The 21830-nt window shown below is 28.3% G+C and carries 21 protein-coding genes; 5 read left to right on the top strand and 16 right to left on the bottom strand.

Annotated elements, in window-relative coordinates; all coding sequences use genetic code 11:
* The first annotated feature begins 10 nt into the window (after positions 1 to 10).
* Both AACT_RS00545 and AACT_RS00540 read left to right on the top strand, forming a co-directional pair.
* A complete protein-coding gene (locus tag AACT_RS00545) occupies positions 11 to 2218 on the top strand; it encodes a sensor histidine kinase (RefSeq protein WP_172123961.1) in 2208 nt (735 codons plus the stop codon).
* Positions 2215 to 2859 carry a response regulator transcription factor gene (locus tag AACT_RS00540; protein ID WP_172123959.1) on the top strand — a complete coding sequence of 215 codons (645 nt, stop codon included), beginning with the start codon at positions 2215 to 2217 and terminating at the stop codon, positions 2857 to 2859. Before AACT_RS00545 ends, AACT_RS00540 begins: the two co-directional genes overlap by 4 nt.
* A gap of 38 nt (positions 2860 to 2897) precedes the next feature.
* Here AACT_RS00540 and AACT_RS00535 read toward each other — a convergent pair whose 3' ends face one another.
* From AACT_RS00535 to AACT_RS00460, 16 genes are all read right to left on the bottom strand, one after another.
* Positions 2898 to 3545: a response regulator transcription factor gene (locus AACT_RS00535; RefSeq protein WP_172123957.1), complete on the bottom strand. Its 648-nt coding sequence runs from the start codon at positions 3543 to 3545 to the stop codon at positions 2898 to 2900.
* Positions 3520 to 4602: a PAS domain-containing sensor histidine kinase gene (locus AACT_RS00530; protein ID WP_172123955.1), complete on the bottom strand. Its 1083-nt coding sequence runs from the start codon at positions 4600 to 4602 to the stop codon at positions 3520 to 3522. The genes AACT_RS00535 and AACT_RS00530 overlap by 26 nt, the downstream gene beginning before the upstream one ends.
* Positions 4603 to 4719: 117 nt before the next feature.
* Positions 4720 to 5913 carry a thiolase family protein gene (locus AACT_RS00525; RefSeq protein WP_172123953.1) on the bottom strand — a complete coding sequence of 398 codons (1194 nt, stop codon included), beginning with the start codon at positions 5911 to 5913 and terminating at the stop codon, positions 4720 to 4722.
* 20 nt (positions 5914 to 5933) lie between these two features.
* Entirely contained in the window at positions 5934 to 6572 is a 639-nt protein-coding gene (locus AACT_RS00520) for a 3-oxoacid CoA-transferase subunit B (protein ID WP_172123951.1), read from the bottom strand.
* A 1-nt stretch (position 6573) separates the two neighbouring features.
* A complete protein-coding gene (locus AACT_RS00515; protein WP_172123949.1) occupies positions 6574 to 7221 on the bottom strand; it encodes a CoA transferase subunit A in 648 nt (215 codons plus the stop codon).
* Positions 7222 to 7455: 234 nt separating this feature from the next.
* Positions 7456 to 7833 carry a YbgC/FadM family acyl-CoA thioesterase gene (locus AACT_RS00510; RefSeq protein WP_172123947.1) on the bottom strand — a complete coding sequence of 126 codons (378 nt, stop codon included), beginning with the start codon at positions 7831 to 7833 and terminating at the stop codon, positions 7456 to 7458.
* Positions 7834 to 7835: 2 nt separating this feature from the next.
* Positions 7836 to 8267: a hotdog fold thioesterase gene (locus AACT_RS00505; RefSeq protein WP_172123945.1), complete on the bottom strand. Its 432-nt coding sequence runs from the start codon at positions 8265 to 8267 to the stop codon at positions 7836 to 7838.
* A 130-nt stretch (positions 8268 to 8397) separates the two neighbouring features.
* The gene (locus AACT_RS00500; RefSeq protein WP_172123943.1) at positions 8398 to 9273 is read right to left on the bottom strand and encodes a 3-hydroxybutyryl-CoA dehydrogenase; all 876 of its coding nucleotides are present in this window, start codon (positions 9271 to 9273) and stop codon (positions 8398 to 8400) included.
* 11 nt (positions 9274 to 9284) lie between these two features.
* Positions 9285 to 9935, bottom strand: coding sequence for a thiopurine S-methyltransferase (gene tmpT, locus AACT_RS00495; protein ID WP_172123941.1), 651 nt, complete (start codon positions 9933 to 9935; stop codon positions 9285 to 9287).
* A gap of 24 nt (positions 9936 to 9959) precedes the next feature.
* Positions 9960 to 10868, bottom strand: coding sequence for an electron transfer flavoprotein subunit alpha/FixB family protein (locus AACT_RS00490; RefSeq protein ID WP_172123939.1), 909 nt, complete (start codon positions 10866 to 10868; stop codon positions 9960 to 9962).
* A gap of 14 nt (positions 10869 to 10882) precedes the next feature.
* Positions 10883 to 11650 carry an electron transfer flavoprotein subunit beta/FixA family protein gene (locus AACT_RS00485; RefSeq protein WP_172123937.1) on the bottom strand — a complete coding sequence of 256 codons (768 nt, stop codon included), beginning with the start codon at positions 11648 to 11650 and terminating at the stop codon, positions 10883 to 10885.
* 12 nt (positions 11651 to 11662) lie between these two features.
* Positions 11663 to 13672, bottom strand: a complete 2010-nt coding sequence (locus AACT_RS00480) for a heterodisulfide reductase-related iron-sulfur binding cluster (protein WP_172123935.1) — start codon at positions 13670 to 13672, stop codon at positions 11663 to 11665.
* A gap of 73 nt (positions 13673 to 13745) precedes the next feature.
* Positions 13746 to 14885, bottom strand: a complete 1140-nt coding sequence (locus AACT_RS00475; RefSeq protein ID WP_172123933.1) for an acyl-CoA dehydrogenase family protein — start codon at positions 14883 to 14885, stop codon at positions 13746 to 13748.
* A gap of 212 nt (positions 14886 to 15097) precedes the next feature.
* Positions 15098 to 16498: a solute carrier family 23 protein gene (locus AACT_RS00470; RefSeq protein WP_172123931.1), complete on the bottom strand. Its 1401-nt coding sequence runs from the start codon at positions 16496 to 16498 to the stop codon at positions 15098 to 15100.
* A gap of 258 nt (positions 16499 to 16756) precedes the next feature.
* Entirely contained in the window at positions 16757 to 17191 is a 435-nt protein-coding gene (locus AACT_RS00465) for a MaoC family dehydratase (protein ID WP_172123929.1), read from the bottom strand.
* Positions 17192 to 17267: 76 nt separating this feature from the next.
* Positions 17268 to 18425 carry an NAD(P)/FAD-dependent oxidoreductase gene (locus AACT_RS00460; RefSeq protein ID WP_172123927.1) on the bottom strand — a complete coding sequence of 386 codons (1158 nt, stop codon included), beginning with the start codon at positions 18423 to 18425 and terminating at the stop codon, positions 17268 to 17270.
* A gap of 161 nt (positions 18426 to 18586) precedes the next feature.
* Between AACT_RS00460 and AACT_RS00455 the strand changes: the two genes are divergently transcribed.
* The 3 genes from AACT_RS00455 (at position 18587) to AACT_RS00445 (ending at position 21740) form a co-directional block, all read left to right on the top strand.
* Positions 18587 to 19651, top strand: a complete 1065-nt coding sequence (locus tag AACT_RS00455; RefSeq protein ID WP_172123925.1) for a TRAP transporter substrate-binding protein — start codon at positions 18587 to 18589, stop codon at positions 19649 to 19651.
* 122 nt (positions 19652 to 19773) lie between these two features.
* The gene (locus AACT_RS00450; protein WP_172123923.1) at positions 19774 to 20382 is read left to right on the top strand and encodes a TRAP transporter small permease subunit; all 609 of its coding nucleotides are present in this window, start codon (positions 19774 to 19776) and stop codon (positions 20380 to 20382) included.
* Positions 20379 to 21740 carry a TRAP transporter large permease gene (locus AACT_RS00445; RefSeq protein ID WP_172123921.1) on the top strand — a complete coding sequence of 454 codons (1362 nt, stop codon included), beginning with the start codon at positions 20379 to 20381 and terminating at the stop codon, positions 21738 to 21740. Before AACT_RS00450 ends, AACT_RS00445 begins: the two co-directional genes overlap by 4 nt.
* Positions 21741 to 21830 lie beyond the last annotated feature (90 nt).

Raw genomic sequence — 21830 nt, 5'->3', positions numbered from 1 at the left:
GGGGATCATAATGAAATTTTTTTTACTATTTAGCATACTTTTTTTAAATTTTCTTTTTGCAAATACTAGCAAAGAAGTATTGGTTTTACACTCTTATCATAAGGGATATGCTTGGAGTGATGACATATCAAAAGCTATAGAAAAAACTTTTTCTGAATATAAAAAAGCAGAAATAGAAGTTACAACTGTTTATATGGATACAAAAAGAATTGATAATGCAGAATACTTAAATAGCCTCGCAAAACTTTACAAACAACAATTTGAGGGTAGAATCTTTGATTTAATAATCGTAAGTGATAACACTGCTTTTGATTTTATGATTAAATATCATGAATATTTATTTAAAAATACTCCCGTTTTATTTTGTGGAATAAACAATTTTGACAAGGTATTATTAGATGAAAATAATTTAAAAAACTATATGACAGGTGTTGCTGAAGATGTTGATTTAGAAAAAAACTTTGAACTTATTTCAAAACTACATCCAAAATTGAAAAATCTTTTAATAATTAATGATACTTCAAATACAGGTTATGCAGTTAAAAGAGATTTGCGACCAATAATTGAAAAATACAAAAATAAATTTAACATTGAATATACAGATGATTTAGAAATAAATAATTTAAGACAAAAAGTTTCAAATTTAGATAAAGAAAATAGTGTAATACTATTTGTTCTTTTATTCAAAGATACCACGGGAAAATACTTTACCTATAAACAAAGTTTTGCACAAGTAAAAGAAGTAAGTCAAGTTCCAATTTATGGTCTTTGGGATTTCTATTTAGATAATGGGATAGTAGGTGGTCTTTTAACTTCTGCAATTGCTCAAGGAGAATCGGTTTCAAAAATGGCTCTTCAAATTTTTAATGGAAAAAAAATATCTGATATTCCAATAATTGAAAAATCTCCAAATATTTATATGTTTGACTACAAAGAGTTAGATAAATTTAACATTGACATTTCTCCTTATATTGGTAATCCAGTGATAATAAATGAGCCTGCAACTGTATATAAAGAGCATTCAAAACTTTTTATATTTACAGCTTTAATAATATTTATACTTAGTACAATTGTTATTATATTAAAAGCAAATATTCAAAGAAGAGAAAAACTAGAATTAGAGTTATCAAATAGAATAGAATTTGATAAAGTTTTACTAGATACCATTCCAAATCCAATATATTACAAAAATGTTGATGGTAAGTTTTTAGGCTGTAATATCAGCTTTGCATCTTTAGTAAATAGTAGCAGAGATGAAATTATTGGAAAAACTGCTTTTGATTTCTTTTCATTTAAAGTTGCAAATGCAAACACTATAATAGACCAAGAATTACTAACAACTTTTTCAACAAGTACCTCTGAATTTACTTTTCATACACCAACAAATGAGATGAAACATATAATTTTAAATAAAGCTGTTTATAAAAATATAGATGGAACCGTTGGTGGAATTGTTTGTATTATGGATGATATAACAGAAAGAGTTCAACAAAAACAATTCTTGATACAACAAAGTAAATTGGCAGAAATGGGTGATATGATTGCTGCAATTGCCCACCAATGGAATGAACCTTTGGTGGAATTATCAGCATTGGTTCAAGATATACAAACATCATATTTATTAAATGAATTAAAAGATATGGAAGTTAAAGATTTCGTAAATGATTCAATGGTGCAAATTAAATATATGTCAAAAACATTAAGTGATTTTAGAAACTTCTTGAAACCATCAACTAAAAAAAAGTTATTCTCCATATCAAAAGCATTAAGAGAGATTAATGAAATTATTGGAAAACAAATATTTTATTCAAATATTGAAATGACTTTTAATTATAAAAATGAAAATGAAGAACTTCTAATTTATGGCTATGAAAATGAATTTAAGCAAGTTTTATTAAATCTGTTGAATAATGCAAAAAATAAAATAGTTGAAAAAAATACTGATTTTGGTAAAAAAGCACATATCAATATCAATATAGAAAGATCATCAAATTACAATATTATTGAAATAATTGATGATGGTGGAGCAATTGATGAAAAAATTATACATTCAATATTTGATCCATACTTCACTACAAAAGAATCAGGAACTGGCTTTGGTCTTTATATGGCAAAAGTAATAATTGAAGATAAAATGAGAGGAATAATTAAAGTTAGAAATGATAACAATAATGTTGTTTTCACTATAAAACTTCCCCATAAAAAGGTACAAAATTGAAAATTCTATTATTAGAAGATAATAAAAAGTTAAATGAAACTATAACAAAACGACTAAAAATGAAAGGATATAATCTTTTAACTTTTACAGACGGAGCACAGGCGTTTGAAGCGGTATCAGATGGTTTTTCATGTTTTATTTTAGATATAAATGTTCCAAATATTGATGGAATAAAGATCCTTAAAAAAATTAGAGAGTATTATCCTACTTTACCTGTAATTATTATAAGCGCAAGTGTTGAACTTGATGTCATAAAACAAGCCTATGATTTTGGATGTAATGATTTTTTAAAGAAACCATTTTTCATAGATGAATTAGAAATCAAAATTGAAAAACTCTGTAAAATACAAAATGATGAGATATTTTTTGATGAGAATTGTTGTTTTGATTTTAAATCATCAGTAATTAAAATGAATGATAAAGAAATTAGATTAACAAAAAAAGAAAAACTTTTAATGAATCTATTTTTAACAAAAAAGAATCAAGTAATATCATACGAATCTATAGAAAATTATGTTTGGGAAGGTAATTTTGCATCTTTAGAATCAATAAGAAGCCTTATTAGACGAGTAAGAAAAGTAATTGATAAAGAGTATATTCAAACTGTTGTTGATACAGGATATATATTTAAAAGTAACTAAAATATTAAAAAGAAAGAATTTAAAAATATATTTTAAATTCAACATTCTACATATAAATAGTATCCTCTGTTAGATGAAGCTTTTATAGTAGTCTTATCTATTTTCTTTCTTAATCTTCTAATAAGTGTTCTTATTGCATCAATAGATGCATATTCACCTTTCCAAACATAGTTTTGTATGTTTTCATAACTCACTAATTTATTTTTATTTAATAAAAATAGATTTACAAGTAGATTTTCTTTTTCAGTTAATACTTTCTTTTCTCCATCAATAGTAATAATACTTTCACTAAAATTGAAAAAACTCTTCTCATCAAAAAGAACTTCATTATCAGGAATATTACAAAGTTTATCAACTTTGATTTCCAATTCATCTATAAAAAATGGTTTTTTTAAATAATCATTGCAACCAAAACTATATGATTTTTTTATAATATCAAGTTCTACAGTTGATGAGATAATTACAACAGGAACATTATCATAATATTCACGTATCTTTTTAAGAATTTTTAATCCATCTACATTTGGAACATGAATATCAAGAAGAAAACATGAAAAACCATTTGTAATATTATTAAAAGCTTCTTCACCACATAAGTATGAATATACTTTATAACCTTTTAATTCAAATTTTAATTTAATTGCTTCATTTAATGTTTTATTATCTTCTAATAAGAATATCTTCATATTTATGCTTCTTTATTTTTGGGATTTTGATTAAAAATATTACATTTTTACCATCATTCTTAACTTCAATTTTTCCAGACATTTTATCTTCAACTATAATTTTTGCCATATATAATCCAATTCCAGTGCCATTTTCTTTTGTTGTAAAGAATGGATCGAATAAACGGTCCATAATACTTCCTTCAATAGCACCTCCATTATCAATAACTTCAATAATATTATATTTTTTACTCTCATTTATTCTAATTGTGATGATTCCATTGAAAGTATTTTTTTCATTAAGTTTTACAAGTTTATTTTTTGCATTATTTATAACATTTAATAAAACCTGTTTTAACTCATTTTTATAGCCATAAATCATTATTTCATCATTAGTGTTATATTCAAAGTTTACTTTGATATTAAAATAAAAAATTTGTTTACCGACTATTTCAAAAATTTCTTTTATTGCTTTTTTAACTTCAAACTCTTCTTTTAAAACAGATGGTTTTAGGAAATTTCTAAAATCATTTAAAGTCACAGACATATATTGAATTTGAACCATAGAATCAATTACAAAATTAGATACTTTTTCTTTATCAATAACATTTGAAGAGTAAAAAAGTTGCATTTTCTGAATTTGTGCAGAAAGTTCAACCAAAGGCTCATTCCATTGATGAGCAATTGCAGCTATCATTTCACCCATTTCAGCAAACTTACTTTGTTGGATTAAAAGTTCTTTTTCTTTGATTCTTTCAGTAATATCTGTCATAATGCAAACAATACCAGCAACCATGCCTTTATAATCTAAACATACAGCCTTACTTAAATTGTAATATCTTACTTCACCATCTTTTTTTATGAAATGTACTTCATCCTCATAAGGTTGCAAAGTTTTCATGATTTGCACATCAATTTGTTTATGCCTATCAGCAGCACTTTTAGGAAAAAATTCATAAGCAGACTTACCTATAACTTTTTTCTTAGAAGTACTAGCCAAATCTGCAAATCTAGTATTACATCTTATAAAATCCCCTTTTATATCTTTATAATATATGGGGTTTGGTAATGCGTCCAACAATACATCCTCAAAATTTAATTTTTTATTTAACTTATTATAATACTTCTTCTTCATTCACATCCCGATTGTTATTTGAAAATATAATATCATAATAATATAATATCAATAAACTTACTATACTTTTTTAAGTAAAATAGCAGTTCCTAGTCCCCCTCCGATACATAATGAAGCTAAACCATATGTAGAGTTTTGTTTTAACATCTCATAAATTAATGAAACAATAATTCTATTTGCACTAGCACCAACAGGGTGTCCTAAAGCTATTCCACTTCCATTTACGTTCATATTCTCATTTAAAATTTCATCTGTTAAATTTACTTTCTCTTTTAATAGTTCAAATACACCTAAAATTTGGGCAGCAAAAGCTTCATTTATTTCAATAACATCAATATCACTTATATCAACACCTGTTTTATTTAATAACTTTTCGATTGCATATGCTGGACTTAATCCCATAACAGAAGGATCTATCCCAACTTGAGCTATATCTACAATTTCTACCAAAGGTTTCAAATTATATTTTTTAACAGCATCTTCTGATGCAATTAGAGTAAAACTTGCACCATCATTTATTCCAGAGGCATTTCCAGCAGTTACTGTTCCATCTTTTTTAAAAACAGCTTTTAGATTATTCAATTTTTCTAAAGAAGTATTTCTATTAATATATTCATCTTTATTAAATATTATCTCGCCTTTTCTTGTTTTAACGACAATAGGAGTTATCTCATCTACAAATTTTCCGGCATTATCCGCGGCTATTGCTTTTCTTTGAGAATCTAAAGCATATTCATCTTGCGTTTGTCTAGAAATATTGAATTTTTCAGCAATTTTTTCAGCAGTTATTCCCATATGATAACCTTCAAAGGCATCTGTTAGAGCATCACTTATAGAATCAACAAGTTTTTCATCTCCTAGTCCTAAACCAGATCTAGCTTTTGATGAAACTAAAAATGGTGCTCCAGACATACTTTCAACACCACCAGCAATTATTACATTCTTTTCACCTGATTTTATTTCAGCAACAGCATTTAATACAGCTTTCATTCCTGAACCACATAACATATTTAATGAATATGCAACAGTTGAATGTGGCATTCCTCCAAATATTGCAGCTTGTCTTCCTATCCCTTGAGAGTGTCCTGCGCTTAAGATATTCCCAACAATAACTTCATCTACAATATTATTATCAATATTTTTTGTTAAATCTTTTATTACCTGACCAGCTAAATCACCAGGTTTCACATCTTTTAAAGTTCCTAAAAAACTCCCAATAGCACTTCTTTTTGCTTCTACAATATATACTTTCAATTTTTAATCCTCATATTCTATTAATTATTTTTTAATGCAACAATATAAGAAGCTGGAGTAACTTCTTTTATCTGTTCTAATGTTGTATCACCAATAAGTTCTACTAAATGTAACTTCCCACTTATAAATTTAAAAACTCCCAACTCAGTTATAATCATACTTATTACATTTTTTCCAGTTAAAGGTAAAGTACATTTTTCAAGTATTTTAGGAGCTCCTTTAGCAGTGTGTAACATAGCAATAATTACTTTCTTCACCCCACTTACTAGGTCCATAGAACCACCCATTCCAGGAACAAATTTCCCAGGAATATTCCAACTAGCCAAACTAGCTTCTTGATCTACTTCTAAAGCACCTAAAACAGTAATATCAATATGACCACCTCTAATGATTTCAAAAGATGTACAAGAATCAAAAAATGCTCCACCAGCTCTTAATACAACATTCGTACCACCTGCATCAATCAAATCTTTGCTAATATCATCCCCATGTGCCTTATCCCAAACCCCTGCAAAACCATTTTCAGAATGTAAAATAATTTCTACATCTTTAGGTACATAATTGGCTACTAAAGTAGGTAAGCCTATACCTAAATTTATAAAGTCACCATTATTAAATTCTTTTGCAACTCTTTGTGCTATTATCTCTTTTGCTTCCATGTTAAGCCTTTACTAAATAATTTACATAAACAAATGGTGTATGTATAAAGTTGGGATTTAACTCTCCATTTTCAACTATGTTCTCAACTTCAGCTATAGTTATCTTAGCTGCTCCTGCCATTGCGACATTAAAATTTCGTGAAGAACCGTTATAAATTAAATTTCCAGCTCTATCTGCAGTATGCGCTTTTATAATGGCTAAATCAACAAATATTGGTTTTTCTAAAATGTACTCTTTTTCATCTACAATAATTACTTCTTTACCTTCTTGAACTAATGTACCCAATCCGGTTCGTGTTAAAACGCCACCTAATCCAGCAGATGCTGATCTCAATCTTTCAGCTAAAGTTCCTTGAGGTATTAATTCTAATTCAATAAGACCTTCGTTTACTTGCTTTTGAGTATCTTTATTTGTACCAATATGGGTAGCCATAAGTTTAGATATTCTATTATCAGCAACTAGTTTTCCTATTCCTTTACCATCAACAACTGTATCAGAAGCGACAATAGTCAAATTTTTTACATCAGTTTTTAATATTTCATCTATAATATTATGAGCATTTCCACAGCCAAAAAAACCACCAATAGAAATTATCATTCCATCTTTTAGAAATTTTTTAATCTCAGATATATCTATTACCTTTTCCATCTCTGCCTCCTTTTTTCATAGCATAAATTATTTTTACACTGAAAGTATATGAATAAATAATGATAAAAACATGGCAAATTTATCATCTCTAAATTAATTTAGAAATAAAGTTATTTAAATTTAAAAAATTAAAAGAATTATTTATAAGGGTAAGTAAATAGTAATATCGTGTGTTAAATAAATATTTAATTTATTTAACACACAAAAGATTAAAAGAGATATATAATATGCTAATTAACTATTATTTTCTAATATTTCAAATACTTCATCGGGTATTTTTATAGCTTTAAAGTTTTGTACATAAACTAGAACAACTTGAAAAGAACAAATTAACTCTTTGCCTCTAAGGATATCTTGATTTAAGATAACAGAAGTATTCTTTCTCTGTAGAACTTTTGTTTTAACTTCTAATAAGTCACCTAGAACTGAAGTTTGTACAAAATCACAAACGATATTTCTTACAACAAAATGCTCATTTTTTGTTTTATTATGAGAATTAAATCCTTGTTTAAAGAATATTTCAGATCTAGCTCTTTCACAATATTTTATAAAATTTGCATGATACACAATTCCTGCTGCATCTGTATCTTCATAATAAATTCTAACTTTCATTTCTATTCTTCCTTCTCTTCTATAACAGAAACTGTTAATCTTGAGATACAAACTAACTTATCAGTTTCTTTATGTTTTATTTTAATATCCCAAACTTGAGTAGTTCTACCAATATGAATAGCAGTTGCAATACCTACAACAAAGCCTTCACTAACACCTCTTAAATGATTTGCATTTATATCTAATCCAACAACTGTATAACCAGGTTTAGCAGCTACAACACCGGCAATACTTCCCAATGTTTCAGCAAATAAAACAGAAGCTCCTCCATGCAAGATACCATGTATTTGATGGGTTCTTGAATCTACAGGCATTTCACCTTCTAAAGAATTATCTTCAATTTTTGTAATTTTAATACCTAAAGTTTCTACAGCAGTATTTTTACATTTTTCATTAAGTGACTCTAATGTAAAAGTTTTTTTCCAGATACTCATAATAATTCTCCTAATAATTTACATATAAGAAGTATATAAATATATAATGACAAAATTATGATAAGTAATATTTAATGAGAAATCTTAGATAAACTATTTTAGCTATTTGCTAAAATAGTTTATAAAATTTTTATTTAGTAGGAATAGGTGTAGCACCTGAGTAATCATAGAAACCTTTTCCAGATTTAACTCCATACCATCCAGCTTCCACATATTTAACTAATAATGGACAAGGACTATATTTAGTATCACCAAATCCTTCATATAATACATTCATTATTGCTAGACAAGTATCCAAACCTACAAAGTCAGCCAACTCTAATGGACCCATTGGATGTCCCATTCCAAGTTTCATAGCAGTATCAATTGACTTAATATCTCCTGCTCCTTCATATAAAGAATAAATTGCTTCATTTATCATCGGAACTAAAATACGATTAGCAATAAAAGCTGGATAATCTTTTGCTACTGCAATTGTTTTACCTAAAGATTCAGCGAATGATTTTGTTGTTTCTAACATTTCATCACTTGTTGCAATTCCAGGAATAATTTCTACCAACTTCATAACTGGAACTGGATTCATAAAATGTAAACCAATAAATCTTTCAGGTCTATCTGTATTAGCAGCTAATTTAGTAATAGACATACTTGAAGTATTTGTTGATAATAAACAACTTTCTTTAATATATTCTAATACTCCTTTAAAAATCTTAACTTTTAAATCAAAATTCTCAGTAGCAGCTTCAATAATCAAATCTGCATTTTTAAGAGCTTTTGACTCTGTATTAGTAACAATATTAGATAAAGCTCTATCCATATCACTTTGAGAAATTTTTTCTTTTTCTACTTGTCTCTTAAGATTTTTCTTAATAGTTCCTATTGCGTTAGTTAATGCTTCTTCTGCAATATCTATTAATACAACTTTATATCCAGATAAAGCACATACGTGAGCTATCCCATTTCCCATTTGTCCAGAACCAATGATTCCTACTTCTTTTATTTCCATTATTTCTCCTTTTAAACTTTTTTATTTTTTTTTAATAGCCAAACTTTTTCACATCCATTTGATTTTCTTTTTAATCCACTTGGAAGGTTTTCATTTTTTTCAAGTAAAACTAATGAATAAATATCAAAATAATATTCTTCTACTTCAAGGCTATCCACACAAAAAGGTGGACCTTTCATTGTATTTTGATCATATTCATAAGTTAGTAGTAGTTGAGAAACACCACTTGTAATATTTAATAAGTGCGCTGAATATTTTTTTCTCATATCTTTAGGTAGAGCAACAAGAGCTGCTCTATCATAAATTAAATCAACCTTTCCCAAAAGACTTTTAGATAGATTGAAAAAATCTCCTACTAATACTTCTATATTTTCATGTTTATAAATTATAAAGTCACTTGTTTTTAAAATTGTTGGTTCTATTTTTAATTCAATAAATAGACTTTTAACAGCTAATTCATTTAATTCAACCCCAATAATTTTGTAGTTTCTAGCCAATAACCACTCAATATCTAATGTTTTTCCACATAAAGGAATAAAGATTCTTTTTTGTTTTTCTAAAGATAACTCTGAAAAATGTTTTATAAGCATAGGATTAACTTCATTCATATGAAAAGCTATTTCCTCTTTTTCCCATCTCTCATTCCAAAAATCTTTATCCAAAGTATCAACCTTTTATTAAAATTCTTATAATTTATTAGTTAAAGCAGGTACAAATTGAAGTACATCTGCAACTATTAAAACATCAGCTATTTCACCAATTGGTGCATCTTTATCTGTATTTATAGCAACTATAAACTCAGATTTTTTCATACCTGCAAGATGTTGGATCGCTCCTGAAACTCCACAAGCTATATATAATTTTGGAGATACTGTTTGTCCAGTAGTCCCAACTTGATGGCTATGGTCAACCCATGCATTATCTGCAACTGGACGACTTGCACCTAATTCTCCACCTAGTTTTGTAGCTAATGCTTGAATAATAGGAATATTGTCCTTTTTACCAACACCTCTACCAGCAGTAACGATAATATCTGCCTTTGTTAGATCAAGCCCTTTTGCTTCAGCTTCTTCATAACTTACAAATTCTACATTTGATGTATTTGAAGGAGTTATCTTTTCTACAATAGGTGAAGCAGTTGATTCATCTGAAAATGCAAATGCACCAGCCTGAATTGTTATTACAGTTTTATTAGTTTTTGATTTTAGTTCTCTTCTTAATTTTGAATTACAAGAAGGAACTATAAAAGAACCATCTTTAAAATCAATTACTTCTGTAAATTGGGCAGCTTTTAAAGCAGTTGCAACTCTTGGAGCTAAATCCCAACCAAAAGAAGAGTGAATAAATACAATTACATCTGGATTCTCTTTTTCAACTACATCTAAAATCATTTGTTTATGTATGTTTGGATTATATTCTCCAACATCATTTGCATTAGCTAAATATAGTTTTCCATCAAATTTTGGTAAATCAGATTCATAACCTGAGGCAACCATCACTTTATCAGCTCCTAATTTATTTGCAATGCCAACTAAATCATAAGTTACATTTAATAACTTCTTTTCTCGATATTCTCCAACTAATAATAATTTCATGATTATTTCCTTTCTTAAAGAACCGAAGTCTTTTCTTTTAATATTACGATTAATTTATCAACAAGTTCTGATACGGAACCTTCTAAAATAAGGCTTCCTCCACTTTTTTGTGGGTGGTAAAAATTAACTGTTTCATAAGAACTATCAACTGCAAAAAGTTCTGTAGATGCAATTGTAAGTAACTCTTTTTTCTTAGCTTTCATAATATTTGGCAAAGTTGGGTATCTAGGAGTATTTAATCCTAATTGACAAGTTAAAACAACTGGTGTTGAAACTTTTACAATTGATTTTAAACCACCTTCAAGTTCTCTTTTAACAGTGATTCCATCTTTATATTCAAATTCTGCAATTGTCGAAACACAAGACATATTTAATAATTCTGAAAGGATAATTCCAACTTGTCCTGAACCTCTATCTTGAGACTGCATACCAGTAAACACAATATCAAAGCCTTTATCTTTAGCAAAATCAGCTATCAAATTTGCAATTTGAAAAGGCTCTTTTAAAGAAGATTGCTCATCTTCAATATGAACAGCATCATCACAACCCATTGCTAGTGCTTTTTTTAAAGCCTCTTTTACTCTTGCTGGTCCAACACTTAGAACTGTAATATCTACATTATTTAACTGCTCTTTTAATTGAACTGCTTGCTCAATTGCATACTCATCGTACTCATTTATACGATATGCTAAATCATTTTCATCAAACCAAGTTCCATTAGCATTTATTTTAAATTTTGATTCCATATCTGGAACTTGTTTAATACATACAAGTACTTTCATATTTTTATCCTTTTACGATTTTTTAAGTCTTTCAACAATTATTTCTGATAAATCTTTTACTACTAAGCTATCTTCACAATCAGCCATTTTTATCCCATCTTCAAACATTGTAAGACAGAATGGACAATTTGAAATCAAAGTAGGGGCTCCTGTTTCTTGAGCCATATTAACCCTTGCAATATTTATCTTAGTTCCAAGATGTTCTTCTGCAAGAATTCTTCCTCCTCCAGCACCACAACAAGAAGTGTTTTTTCTACTCTTATCCATTTCTATAATATTTGCACCCGCTGCATTTAAAAGAGATCTTGGTTGATCATCTATATCATTGTGTCTTACTAAATAACAAGAATCATGATATGTACAATCAAATGCTTCTTCTTTCATTGGAATTCGATTCTCTTTTTCCAATCTATCAAGGAAAACAGTATAGTGTTCAACTTGTGTTTCAAACCCTAAATCTCTATAATCTTTGTTTAGTGTATTAAAACAGTGTGGACATGTTGTTACAATTTTAAGAACATTATATTTTCCTAAATTCTCAATATTTTCTTTTGCTAATTCTTGATATAAATATTCATTCCCCATCTTACGAATAGGCTCTCCACAACATTTTTCTTCTTTTCCTAAAATACCAACTTTGATTCCTGAGACATTACATATTTCAACAAAGTTCTTTGCAATTTTTTGATTTCTTGCATCAAAAGAAGCATAACATCCAACATAATAAAGAACATCAACAGGATTTTTCACTATTTCATAAGTATCACTCATGATAACTACATCAAGTCCTATTGCCCAATCTCCTCTTGAAGCCATTGCTAATCCCATTGGGTTACCATTTACCTCAACATTATCCATAGCTTGCATAACCTCATCACCTGCAAACTCACCTTCCATAAGAACAAGATTTCTTCTAAAATCAATAATTTTATTTACATGTTCATTATTCGCAGGACAAATATCTTCACAAGCTCTACAAGTTGTACAAGACCAAATAGAATCTCGTCCAATATCATCAATTAAATTTATACTTGGGTCATTAAATGCAGCATTTCCAATTCTATTTATTACACTCATTGGAGATAATGGTTTTCCTGTTGCATTAGCTGGACAAATATCTTGACAACGACTACAATTAATACAAGCATCTGCATCAAATATATCTTTCCATGTAAAATCTGTTACTTTTGAAACACCAAAACTTTCTATAGTTTCGTCTTCCATATTCAAAGTTACAAGTTTTCCCGTAGGTCCATTATCTTTAAATACATAATTAGCTGTTATTGTAAACATATGTCTTAATTTTGTAACTGGTATTACAATAAAAAAAGCTAAAACTATAAATAGGTGTACCCACCAGATTATTTTATGAGAAAGAAGAAGAACATTATCACTAACTTGTGAAAGCATATTTGCGATAACCATACCAACTGGTGAAAAAATCATCCATTCAGGATTAGTTTTTAATTCAGTAGCGGCCATTCTTACACCTTCAATTAAAAATCCTGTAATAAGAATTGCAAATAAAAGAACATGAATAATAGTATCCTCTTTCGAAGTTACTAAACTTTTAGGTTTAAACACAAATCTTCTTATGAATAACCCACCTAACATAATAATTCCAACTAAACCTGCAATATCTAAAGAAAATGAATATGCTTTGTAAAAGTCACCTTTTAAAAATACATAATCAAAAAATAAATCTGTAATATCAGCTTGAACGAAAACTAAAAATGTCCCTATAAACAAAATAGTAAATGACCAAAAGAATATACTATGTGCAATACCAGGACGACTTCTTCTTCTAACTTTAATCTGTCCTGCCATATTAGTTAGCATATATTTAATTCTTTCAGCAAGATTATCTGTTCTATTTAAAGGTTTCCCTAATTGATATACTTTATATCTTTTGTAAAAAAGATATACAACGTATCCCATAGCTAAAAAAGTAAAGAAGTACATAAGTGCAATTGTTGTTAAACTATTTCCAACATTCCAATATATTTCTCTAGATATTTCCATAATACTCTCCACATAAATCTAAAATCAAATCTCTAATAATCTAGGAGTAAAATACTTTTACTCCTAAAAAGATTTATTTAATCAGCATCTTACCTATGATAACTCTTTGAATTTCACTAGTACCTTCATAAATCTCTGTAATTTTTGCATCCCTATACATTCTTTCAACTTCATATTCACAAATAAATCCATATCCACCATGAACCTGAATAGCGTCTTTTGTTACAAAAGTAGCTGTTTCAGAAGCTGAAAGTTTTGCCATCGCTGATTCCATAATATATGGTTTGTGATTTTCTTTTAACCAAGCAGCTCTATAAATTAACATTTTACTTTGTTCAATTCTAACTTTCATTTCTGCTAATTTCATTGATACTGCTTGGAAAGCTGCAAGTGGTTTCCCAAATTGTTTTCTCTCTTGAGTATAATCAACTGATCTTTCAAAAGCACCTTCAGCGATACCTAAAGCTTGAGCTCCAACACTGATTCTTCCAGCATTTAGAGTTTCCATTGCTATTTTAAAACCGTCACCTTCATTTGCTAATAAGTTTTCTTTTGGAACAACTACGCCATCAAGACCAAAGGCTGTTGTATAACTTCCTCTAATACCCATTTTTACTTCATTTTTTAATACTTCAACACCAGGAGTTGATAAATCAACTATAAATGCAGATAAACCTTTATGTCCTAATGATTTATCTTTTGTAGCAATTACAATACCTGTACCTTTATATGCACCATTTGTAATAAATATTTTAGAACCAGTTATTACATAACAATCATCTTTTTCAACATATTTAGTATCAATATTAACAACATCACTTCCAGCATTTGGTTCTGTTTGTAAAAAACAACCAATTTTTTCTCCACGTGCAAGTGCAGGAAGAAATTTTTTCTTTTGTTCTTCTGTTCCATAAGTTAAGATTGGTCCACAACATAAAGAAGTATGAGCAGCTATTAATACGCCAGATGAAGCGCAAGCTTTTGAAACTTCTTCAACAGTTAAAATATAAGAGAAGTAATCCATTCCAGCACCACCATACTCCTCAGGAATATATGTACCCATAAATCCTAATTCACTCATTTGTGTAATTAATGACATTGGTATCTCATGATTTTCATCAATTTCCATAGCAATAGGTTTTATCTCATTATCAACAAAATCTTTAAGACTGTCTGTTAAAACCTTGTGATCTTCACTTAATTCAAAATTCATAATTATTCTCCTTGATTAATTTAATATAAAGCAGTATATTTAGAAAAAATGACAATTTAATGATATTAGAAAGAAGAAATATTAAATATATTGAAGAATAAATAATAACTTAATAATACATTAGAAGGTAAATAAAATGATTTTTTTACTATTAGATTACTGTACAATCAACCCTAGTTTAGGGCTGATTATTTTTTAGACATAATAAATAACTATGATTTATTAGGGATAGATGACTCTTGATCTTCACCAGAAAGGATACTACTTTCATCATGTTTACCTAATAGTTTTGGTCTTTCAAGTAAGAAATACAATACTAATCCAATAGCAACTGCATACAAAGTTGATTTAGGATCTGGCATAGATAAAGTAATTGCAACAATTCCAGCAACACCTCTTTCAGTTGAATTTTTAAGTTGTTCTACACCAACTAAAATGCAAATATATGCAGTAAGAATCAAGGTAAGAGATAAAGCTATTGGTAATACTGGCTTAAAAAATGTCACTAAAGGCAACATAAATAAAGCTAACATCCCACTTATCCAAAATGTTCCTCCACCACTATAAATAGAGTCCATTGATTTTCTTCCCATTGCATAACGTTCTGCTAATGTAGCATGAGCAGCTGTCCATAAAGGTCCAGCAAGTCCAGGCCATGGTGCAAATAAAGAATGTAATGCATTTCTAAGAGCTGTAACTAAATGAACTCTATCAACATTTTCTTCAATTACTTCATCTGTACGAATATCATCAGCTCTTTTAACTAATGTAAAGCCAATAATAATATCTCCAAAAGCAATTACATAAGCAATTAACGCTGTAGGAATAGCTAATAAAAATATATCCCAAGAAGGTAAACCTGTAGAAAATATCAAATAATTCCACATTAAAGAAAAATCAGGTTGTGTAATTCCAAATTTAATATCAGGTAAACTATATTCACCAACACTCCATCCAACAATCATAGCTATAATCATTCCTGATACCAAACCAAAATTTGCTATTTGTTTTGCAAAAGCATTATTTTTAATAACATTTTTAAATGATAATGAAAATAATACATATGCTGAAACTAAAGAACCTATAATAATTGAAATTGGAGTAATATCAATACGACCACCAACTTTTAATTCACCCATTAATGCAGCTATTCCTGCCCCAATAATTACACCAGATTTTAATGAATTTGGTATTGAATCAACTAATTTAGATCCAAGTCTTGTAATCCCTAAGAATAAGAAAATTAATGTTACTTCAATCTGTAAAGCAAACATTGCTTTAATAGCCTCAGGACCTGGTTCAAAACCTTTTAAATAAAGTAATACGACAGGAATTGCTGGAGTAATCCAACCTGGAACTAATGGAACACCAAGTAGTGCTGGTAACATATATCCAATACCTGCAATAAAACAAAATGCCAATGCAGCTTCATATGGCATACCAAGATATTTTTCCAATAATGGAATCATTGCTAAACCAACAACAAACATAAAGAACCCCTGCATCATTTCAGGTAATTCCCAACGATAATGAACAAATGGAAGTCGTATTTTAAATGGACCTAATGGCCAATGAGGTTGTTCTGCACCTTCAGATCTCTTTTTAAACTGCATACTTGTTCCTTTTTACTTTAATTTTTAAATTAATACTCATCTTTTCTCTCCTTATTAATTTAAAAAAGTATATTTATAAAAGATGACATTTTAATGATATTGAATACTATTAATAGCAATAAAATATACTAATTTTTGAATTAATAATGTGTGGTATTAAATAGAATAAAAAAAAGTTTTTAAGCTGAAAATTTTAAAGGAAGAAGCTATAAAATTTGATATTTTATAGCTATATTAGTTTCTTAAAAGATAGGTAAATTATGTTCTAGGAACAAAAGCTTCCGCTTCTCCATCAATTACAATTTCACCTTTTACACTACATACTGTTCGTAAGAAAACTCTTCTTCTTTCTAAATCAATATCTCTTACAATAACTTTTGCAGTAACAGTATCACCAATATATACAGGTTTTAAAAATTTCAAAGTTTGAGAAACCCAAACACATCCAATTCCTGGTAATTTTGTTCCCATTAATCCTGAAAAAAATGATGCTGAAATCATACCATGAGCTATTCTTCTTTCCCATCTTGAATTTGCAGCATATTCATCATTTACATGAACAGGATTATGATCACCTGACATTCCAGCAAAAGTTTTTACATCAGCATCAGTTATTGTTTGAGAATAACTAGCTTCCATTCCTTCTTTAATATCTTCAATTGCAATATTATCAACTATAAGTTTAGTAGTCATTAACCTTCTCCTATTTCTTTTAAATTAAATTAGTATATATATATAAAATGACAAACTTATGGCAAGAAATGAGAAATTAAATAAATTTCAATTTATGACTATACGTAACAAATTTTTTTATTAAATGAGCAAAATAACCTTCTACAAAAAATTTATTATAAACTAATCCTATTGCATAATTACCACCTAAAGAGATTAAAACACCATTTGATTTCGCAGTAAACTCTTCTGTGTATTTATATGATAATTCATTATGAATATAAGTTGATACATATTCACCACATTGAATTGCAAGTTGTGCAGTTGGAGGTACATATTTATTATTTGATATTATTTCTGCTGCATCTCCAATAACAAAAATATCTTTTTCACCTTTTAACTTTAAATTATTATTTACAATATATTGATTTAATTTATTAATTTCATAATTCTTATTCGATTCAATATTAACTGCTTTTATTCCCCCTGAGAAGATAAAATAATCATAGTCAATAATAGTATCATTTGCTAAATAAATTTTATTTTCATCTACATCTTTTATAAATGATCCTAAATATGTTTTGATATTTAATTCATCCAATCTTTTTTTACAAGCACTAACCAATCTATCATCCATATTTGGTAAAACAGTTTGCATACCATCAACAATAATTATATTTATTTTTAAAGTATTATCTTGTGTATCAGGAAATTTGTCTTTAATATGTGCTGCCATATCTGCTGCTATTTCAACCCCTGAAAGACCAGCTCCACCAATTACAATATTAAATTTATTATTTTGACTAACTTTTTGATATTTTTTATTAGTAATAAGAGAATTGAAAGTTTGTTCAACCTTAGTAGCACTTTGAAGAGTTTTAATTCCTACTGAATACTTTTGTATATTTGGAACTTGAATTGGAAAGTTAGTAAGAGATCCAGTTGCCATTATTAAATAATCATAAGAATATTTCATATTATTAGATGTTGTAATTTCTTTTAAATTTGAGTCAAAAGAATCTACTTTTTCTTTATGAAATTTGATATTTTTATTTAAACTATTTATATATTTATTTATATTTATAGTAACATCAGACATACTATAAGATGTTGATACAAAACCATAAGATTCTACTTGTATATAATGATAATCATTTTTATCAAATAATATAACTTCAATATTTTTATACTTTGAAAATCTTTTAACTGCATAAAGCCCTGCATAACTAGATCCAATAATAATCACTCTTTTCATTTTAAACCTTAATAATATAGTTTTTAAATTTTAATTAAAAATAATGATAAAAATATGTCAAGTAAAAAACTAACTTGAATTTGATTTATTGAAGAAAAATATCATATCAATATCATTTCTTATAGTTAGAATTTAAAATAACAAATCTAAGGAGAAATGAAATGTTAAAAACTACTACAAAACTACTTGTTACTACTGCTTTAATCGCAGGTATTACTACAGCTGCAAGTGCTGCTGATAAAGTTAAATGGAAATTAGCTACTACTTGGGGTTCAACTTTAACTCCATTTATTGATGCTCCAACAAATATGGCAAGCTTAGTTGAAACTATGTCTGATGGTAAATTTACAATTAGAGTTGATGCTGCAAATAAGCATAAAGCTGCCCTTGGTATTTTAGATATGGTTAAAGGTGGTCAATATGAAATGGGTCACTCTGCATCATATTACTGGAAAGGTAAAGATATTGATACTCTTCCATTTACAACAATGCCATTTGGTATGACTACACCTGAACAATATGCATGGTTCTACTATGGTGGTGGAATGGAATTAATGAAAAAAGCATATGCAAAGCATGGTGTTTTATCATTCCCAGGTGGAAACACAGGAAATCAAATGGGTGGTTGGTTTAGAAAAGAAATCAATACTGTTGCTGATTTACAAGGTTTAAAAATGAGAGTTCCTGGTTTTGCTGGTGAAGTTATGGCAAAACTTGGATTATCTGTTACAAATATAGCTCCAGGTGAATTATATACTTCACTTGAAAGAGGAACTATCGATGCTTTAGAATGGGTTGGCCCAGGTATGGACATCAGTATGGGATTCCATAAAATTGCACCTTACTATTACACAGGTTGGCATGAACCAGCAACTGAATTACAGTTTTTAGTAAATGAAAAATCATTTGAAAAATTACCAAAAGATTATCAACAAATTCTATTAACAGCAATGAGAGTATCAGCTTATGATATGTATATTCAAAACTATGACATGAGTGCTAAAGCTTGGTCAACAATGTTAACTGAATTCCCAGATATCAAAGTTAAAACTTTCCCTAAAGATGTTATGGATGCTATGAAAAAAGCTAATGCAGACTTATTAGAAGAGGTTAAAAAAGAATCTCCAATAGTAAAAGAAGTATTAGAATCTCAAGAAGCTTACCAAAAACAAGCAAGAAAATGGACAGAAATGTCTGATTTCTTATACTTAAAAGACAATTTATAAAAAACTCTAACTCTCTTTCTAAGAGAGTTAGCTTCTAAAAATAAAATAGATATAATAAGTTTAATAAATGTATAAACTAATTTATATTTATTTAACTTATCTATGATTTCAAAAGGATTATTATGCTGTTAAAACTAGAACGTGGTTTTGATAAATTTGCTGATGCAATTGGTTATCTAACTGCATTTGTATTAGTACTAATGATTTTAAATGTAACTTATGACGTTGTTATGAGATACTTTTTTAATACAGGTAGTATTGCAATGCAAGAGATGGAGTGGCACTTATTTTCTGTGGTTATTCTATTAGGAATATCATACACACTAAAAGAAGATGGTCACGTAAGAGTGGATTTAATCTATGATAGATTGACTGAAAAGAAAAAAGCTAGAGTTAATATGATTGGAGCAATTCTATTTATACTTCCAGTTGCACTTTTAATAGGAATTGAATCAATTCCTTATGTTGTTGAATCTTTTAATTCAAATGAGCAAAGTGGCGATCCAGGTGGTCTTCCATATAGATGGATTGTAAAATCATTAATTCCATTATCATTCTTTTTACTTATCATCACAACTATTGGATTTTTTATAAAAAATCTAAATATATATAAAGGTCTTCATGGATCAACTGAATATAATTTAAAAGGTGAAATTGAAAATCTTAAAAATGAATTAAATAAACATAAACATCATGTTGTTGACATAGATGATAAAGGAGAAAACAAATGATTGGTATAATTATGTTTTTTGCTTCATTAGTAATGCTACTTTATGGTTTTCCAGTAGCATTTACTTTTGCAGCAGTATCTTTATTATTTGGTGTAATTGCAGGAATTGTAGAGATTGGTTTTGATGATGGTTTAATTGAAGGTTTAACAGAAGGAATAAGTGAAGGTCTTTCTATGTTTGACTTTATGCCATATAGAATTATGTCAATTATGGAAAATACTGTTTTAATGGCAATACCAATGTTTATTTTCATGGGTATTATTTTACAAAAAACAGGACTTGCTGAAAAACTTTTAGAATCTATGGGATTCTTATTTGGTGAAATCAGAGGTGGAGTTGCTATTTCAACTGTTTTAGTTGGTACATTATTAGCAGCTTCTACTGGAGTTGTTGGTGCATCAGTTGTTGCAATGGGTGTTATTTCATTACCTGTTATGATGAAATACAAATATAATACTCCACTTGCATGTGGAACTATTTGTGCATCTGGAACACTTGGTCAAATAATTCCTCCATCAATTGTATTAATTATCTTAGGAGATGTATTTAGAGTTCCTGTCGGTGATTTATTTTCAGCTGCTGTTTGGCCTGGACTTGGATTAGTTGCAGCTTATATTATATTTATTTTAATTGTTTCATATTTTAAAAAAGATATGGCACCTGCAATTCCAAAAGATCCTTCTCGTGGTTCAAAAATGAAACAAGTAATTAAAGCATTAATAGATATTATTCCGTCATTAACACTGATATTATTTGTATTAGGTTCGATTTTTGCTGGAATTGCTACACCAACTGAATCTTCAGCAATTGGGTGTTTGGGTGCTGTATTATTAGCTGTTGCTTATAGATCATTTTCACTGGACATGGTAAAAGAAGCAGCTTTTGAATCTGTAAAAGTAACTTCAATGGTATTTGGTATTTTAATTGGTGCAACAGCATTCTCAATGGTATTTACTTATACTGGTGGAGATGAAATTGTTGAACACTTTATGATGAATTTACCAGGTGATGAAAAAATTGCATTTATATTATTTACAATGTTAGCAATATTTATTTTAGGATTCTTTATTGACTTCGTTGAGATTTCATATATTATTGTTCCTATTTTAGTTCCAATTGCAATGAACTTAGATATAAATCCAGTTTGGTTTGCAATATTAATTGCAATGAATTTACAAACTTCATTCTTAACCCCACCATTTGGGTTTGCACTTTTTTACCTAAAAGGTGTTGTTCCAGATAGTGTTAGAACTGTTGAAATTTATAAAGGTGTTTTACCATTTATATTTATACAAGTAGCAGTATTATTATTGCTTGTATTTTATCCAGAAATATTTGGAATTAGTTCAAGTATGTAAACAAAAAGTTAAGGGGCAAAAGCTTCTTAACTTTATTTAATTAAGAAGCAAAAATGCAAAATAAAAACTTTTTAAAATTACTCTCTAATA

Origin of the sequence: Arcobacter acticola (assembly GCF_013177675.1) — a bacterium.
GTDB classification, from domain to species: Bacteria; Campylobacterota; Campylobacteria; order Campylobacterales; family Arcobacteraceae; genus Aliarcobacter; species Aliarcobacter acticola.
The sequence above is the reverse complement of the archived record's forward strand: the minus strand, read 5'-3'. Positions and strand labels throughout refer to the sequence as shown.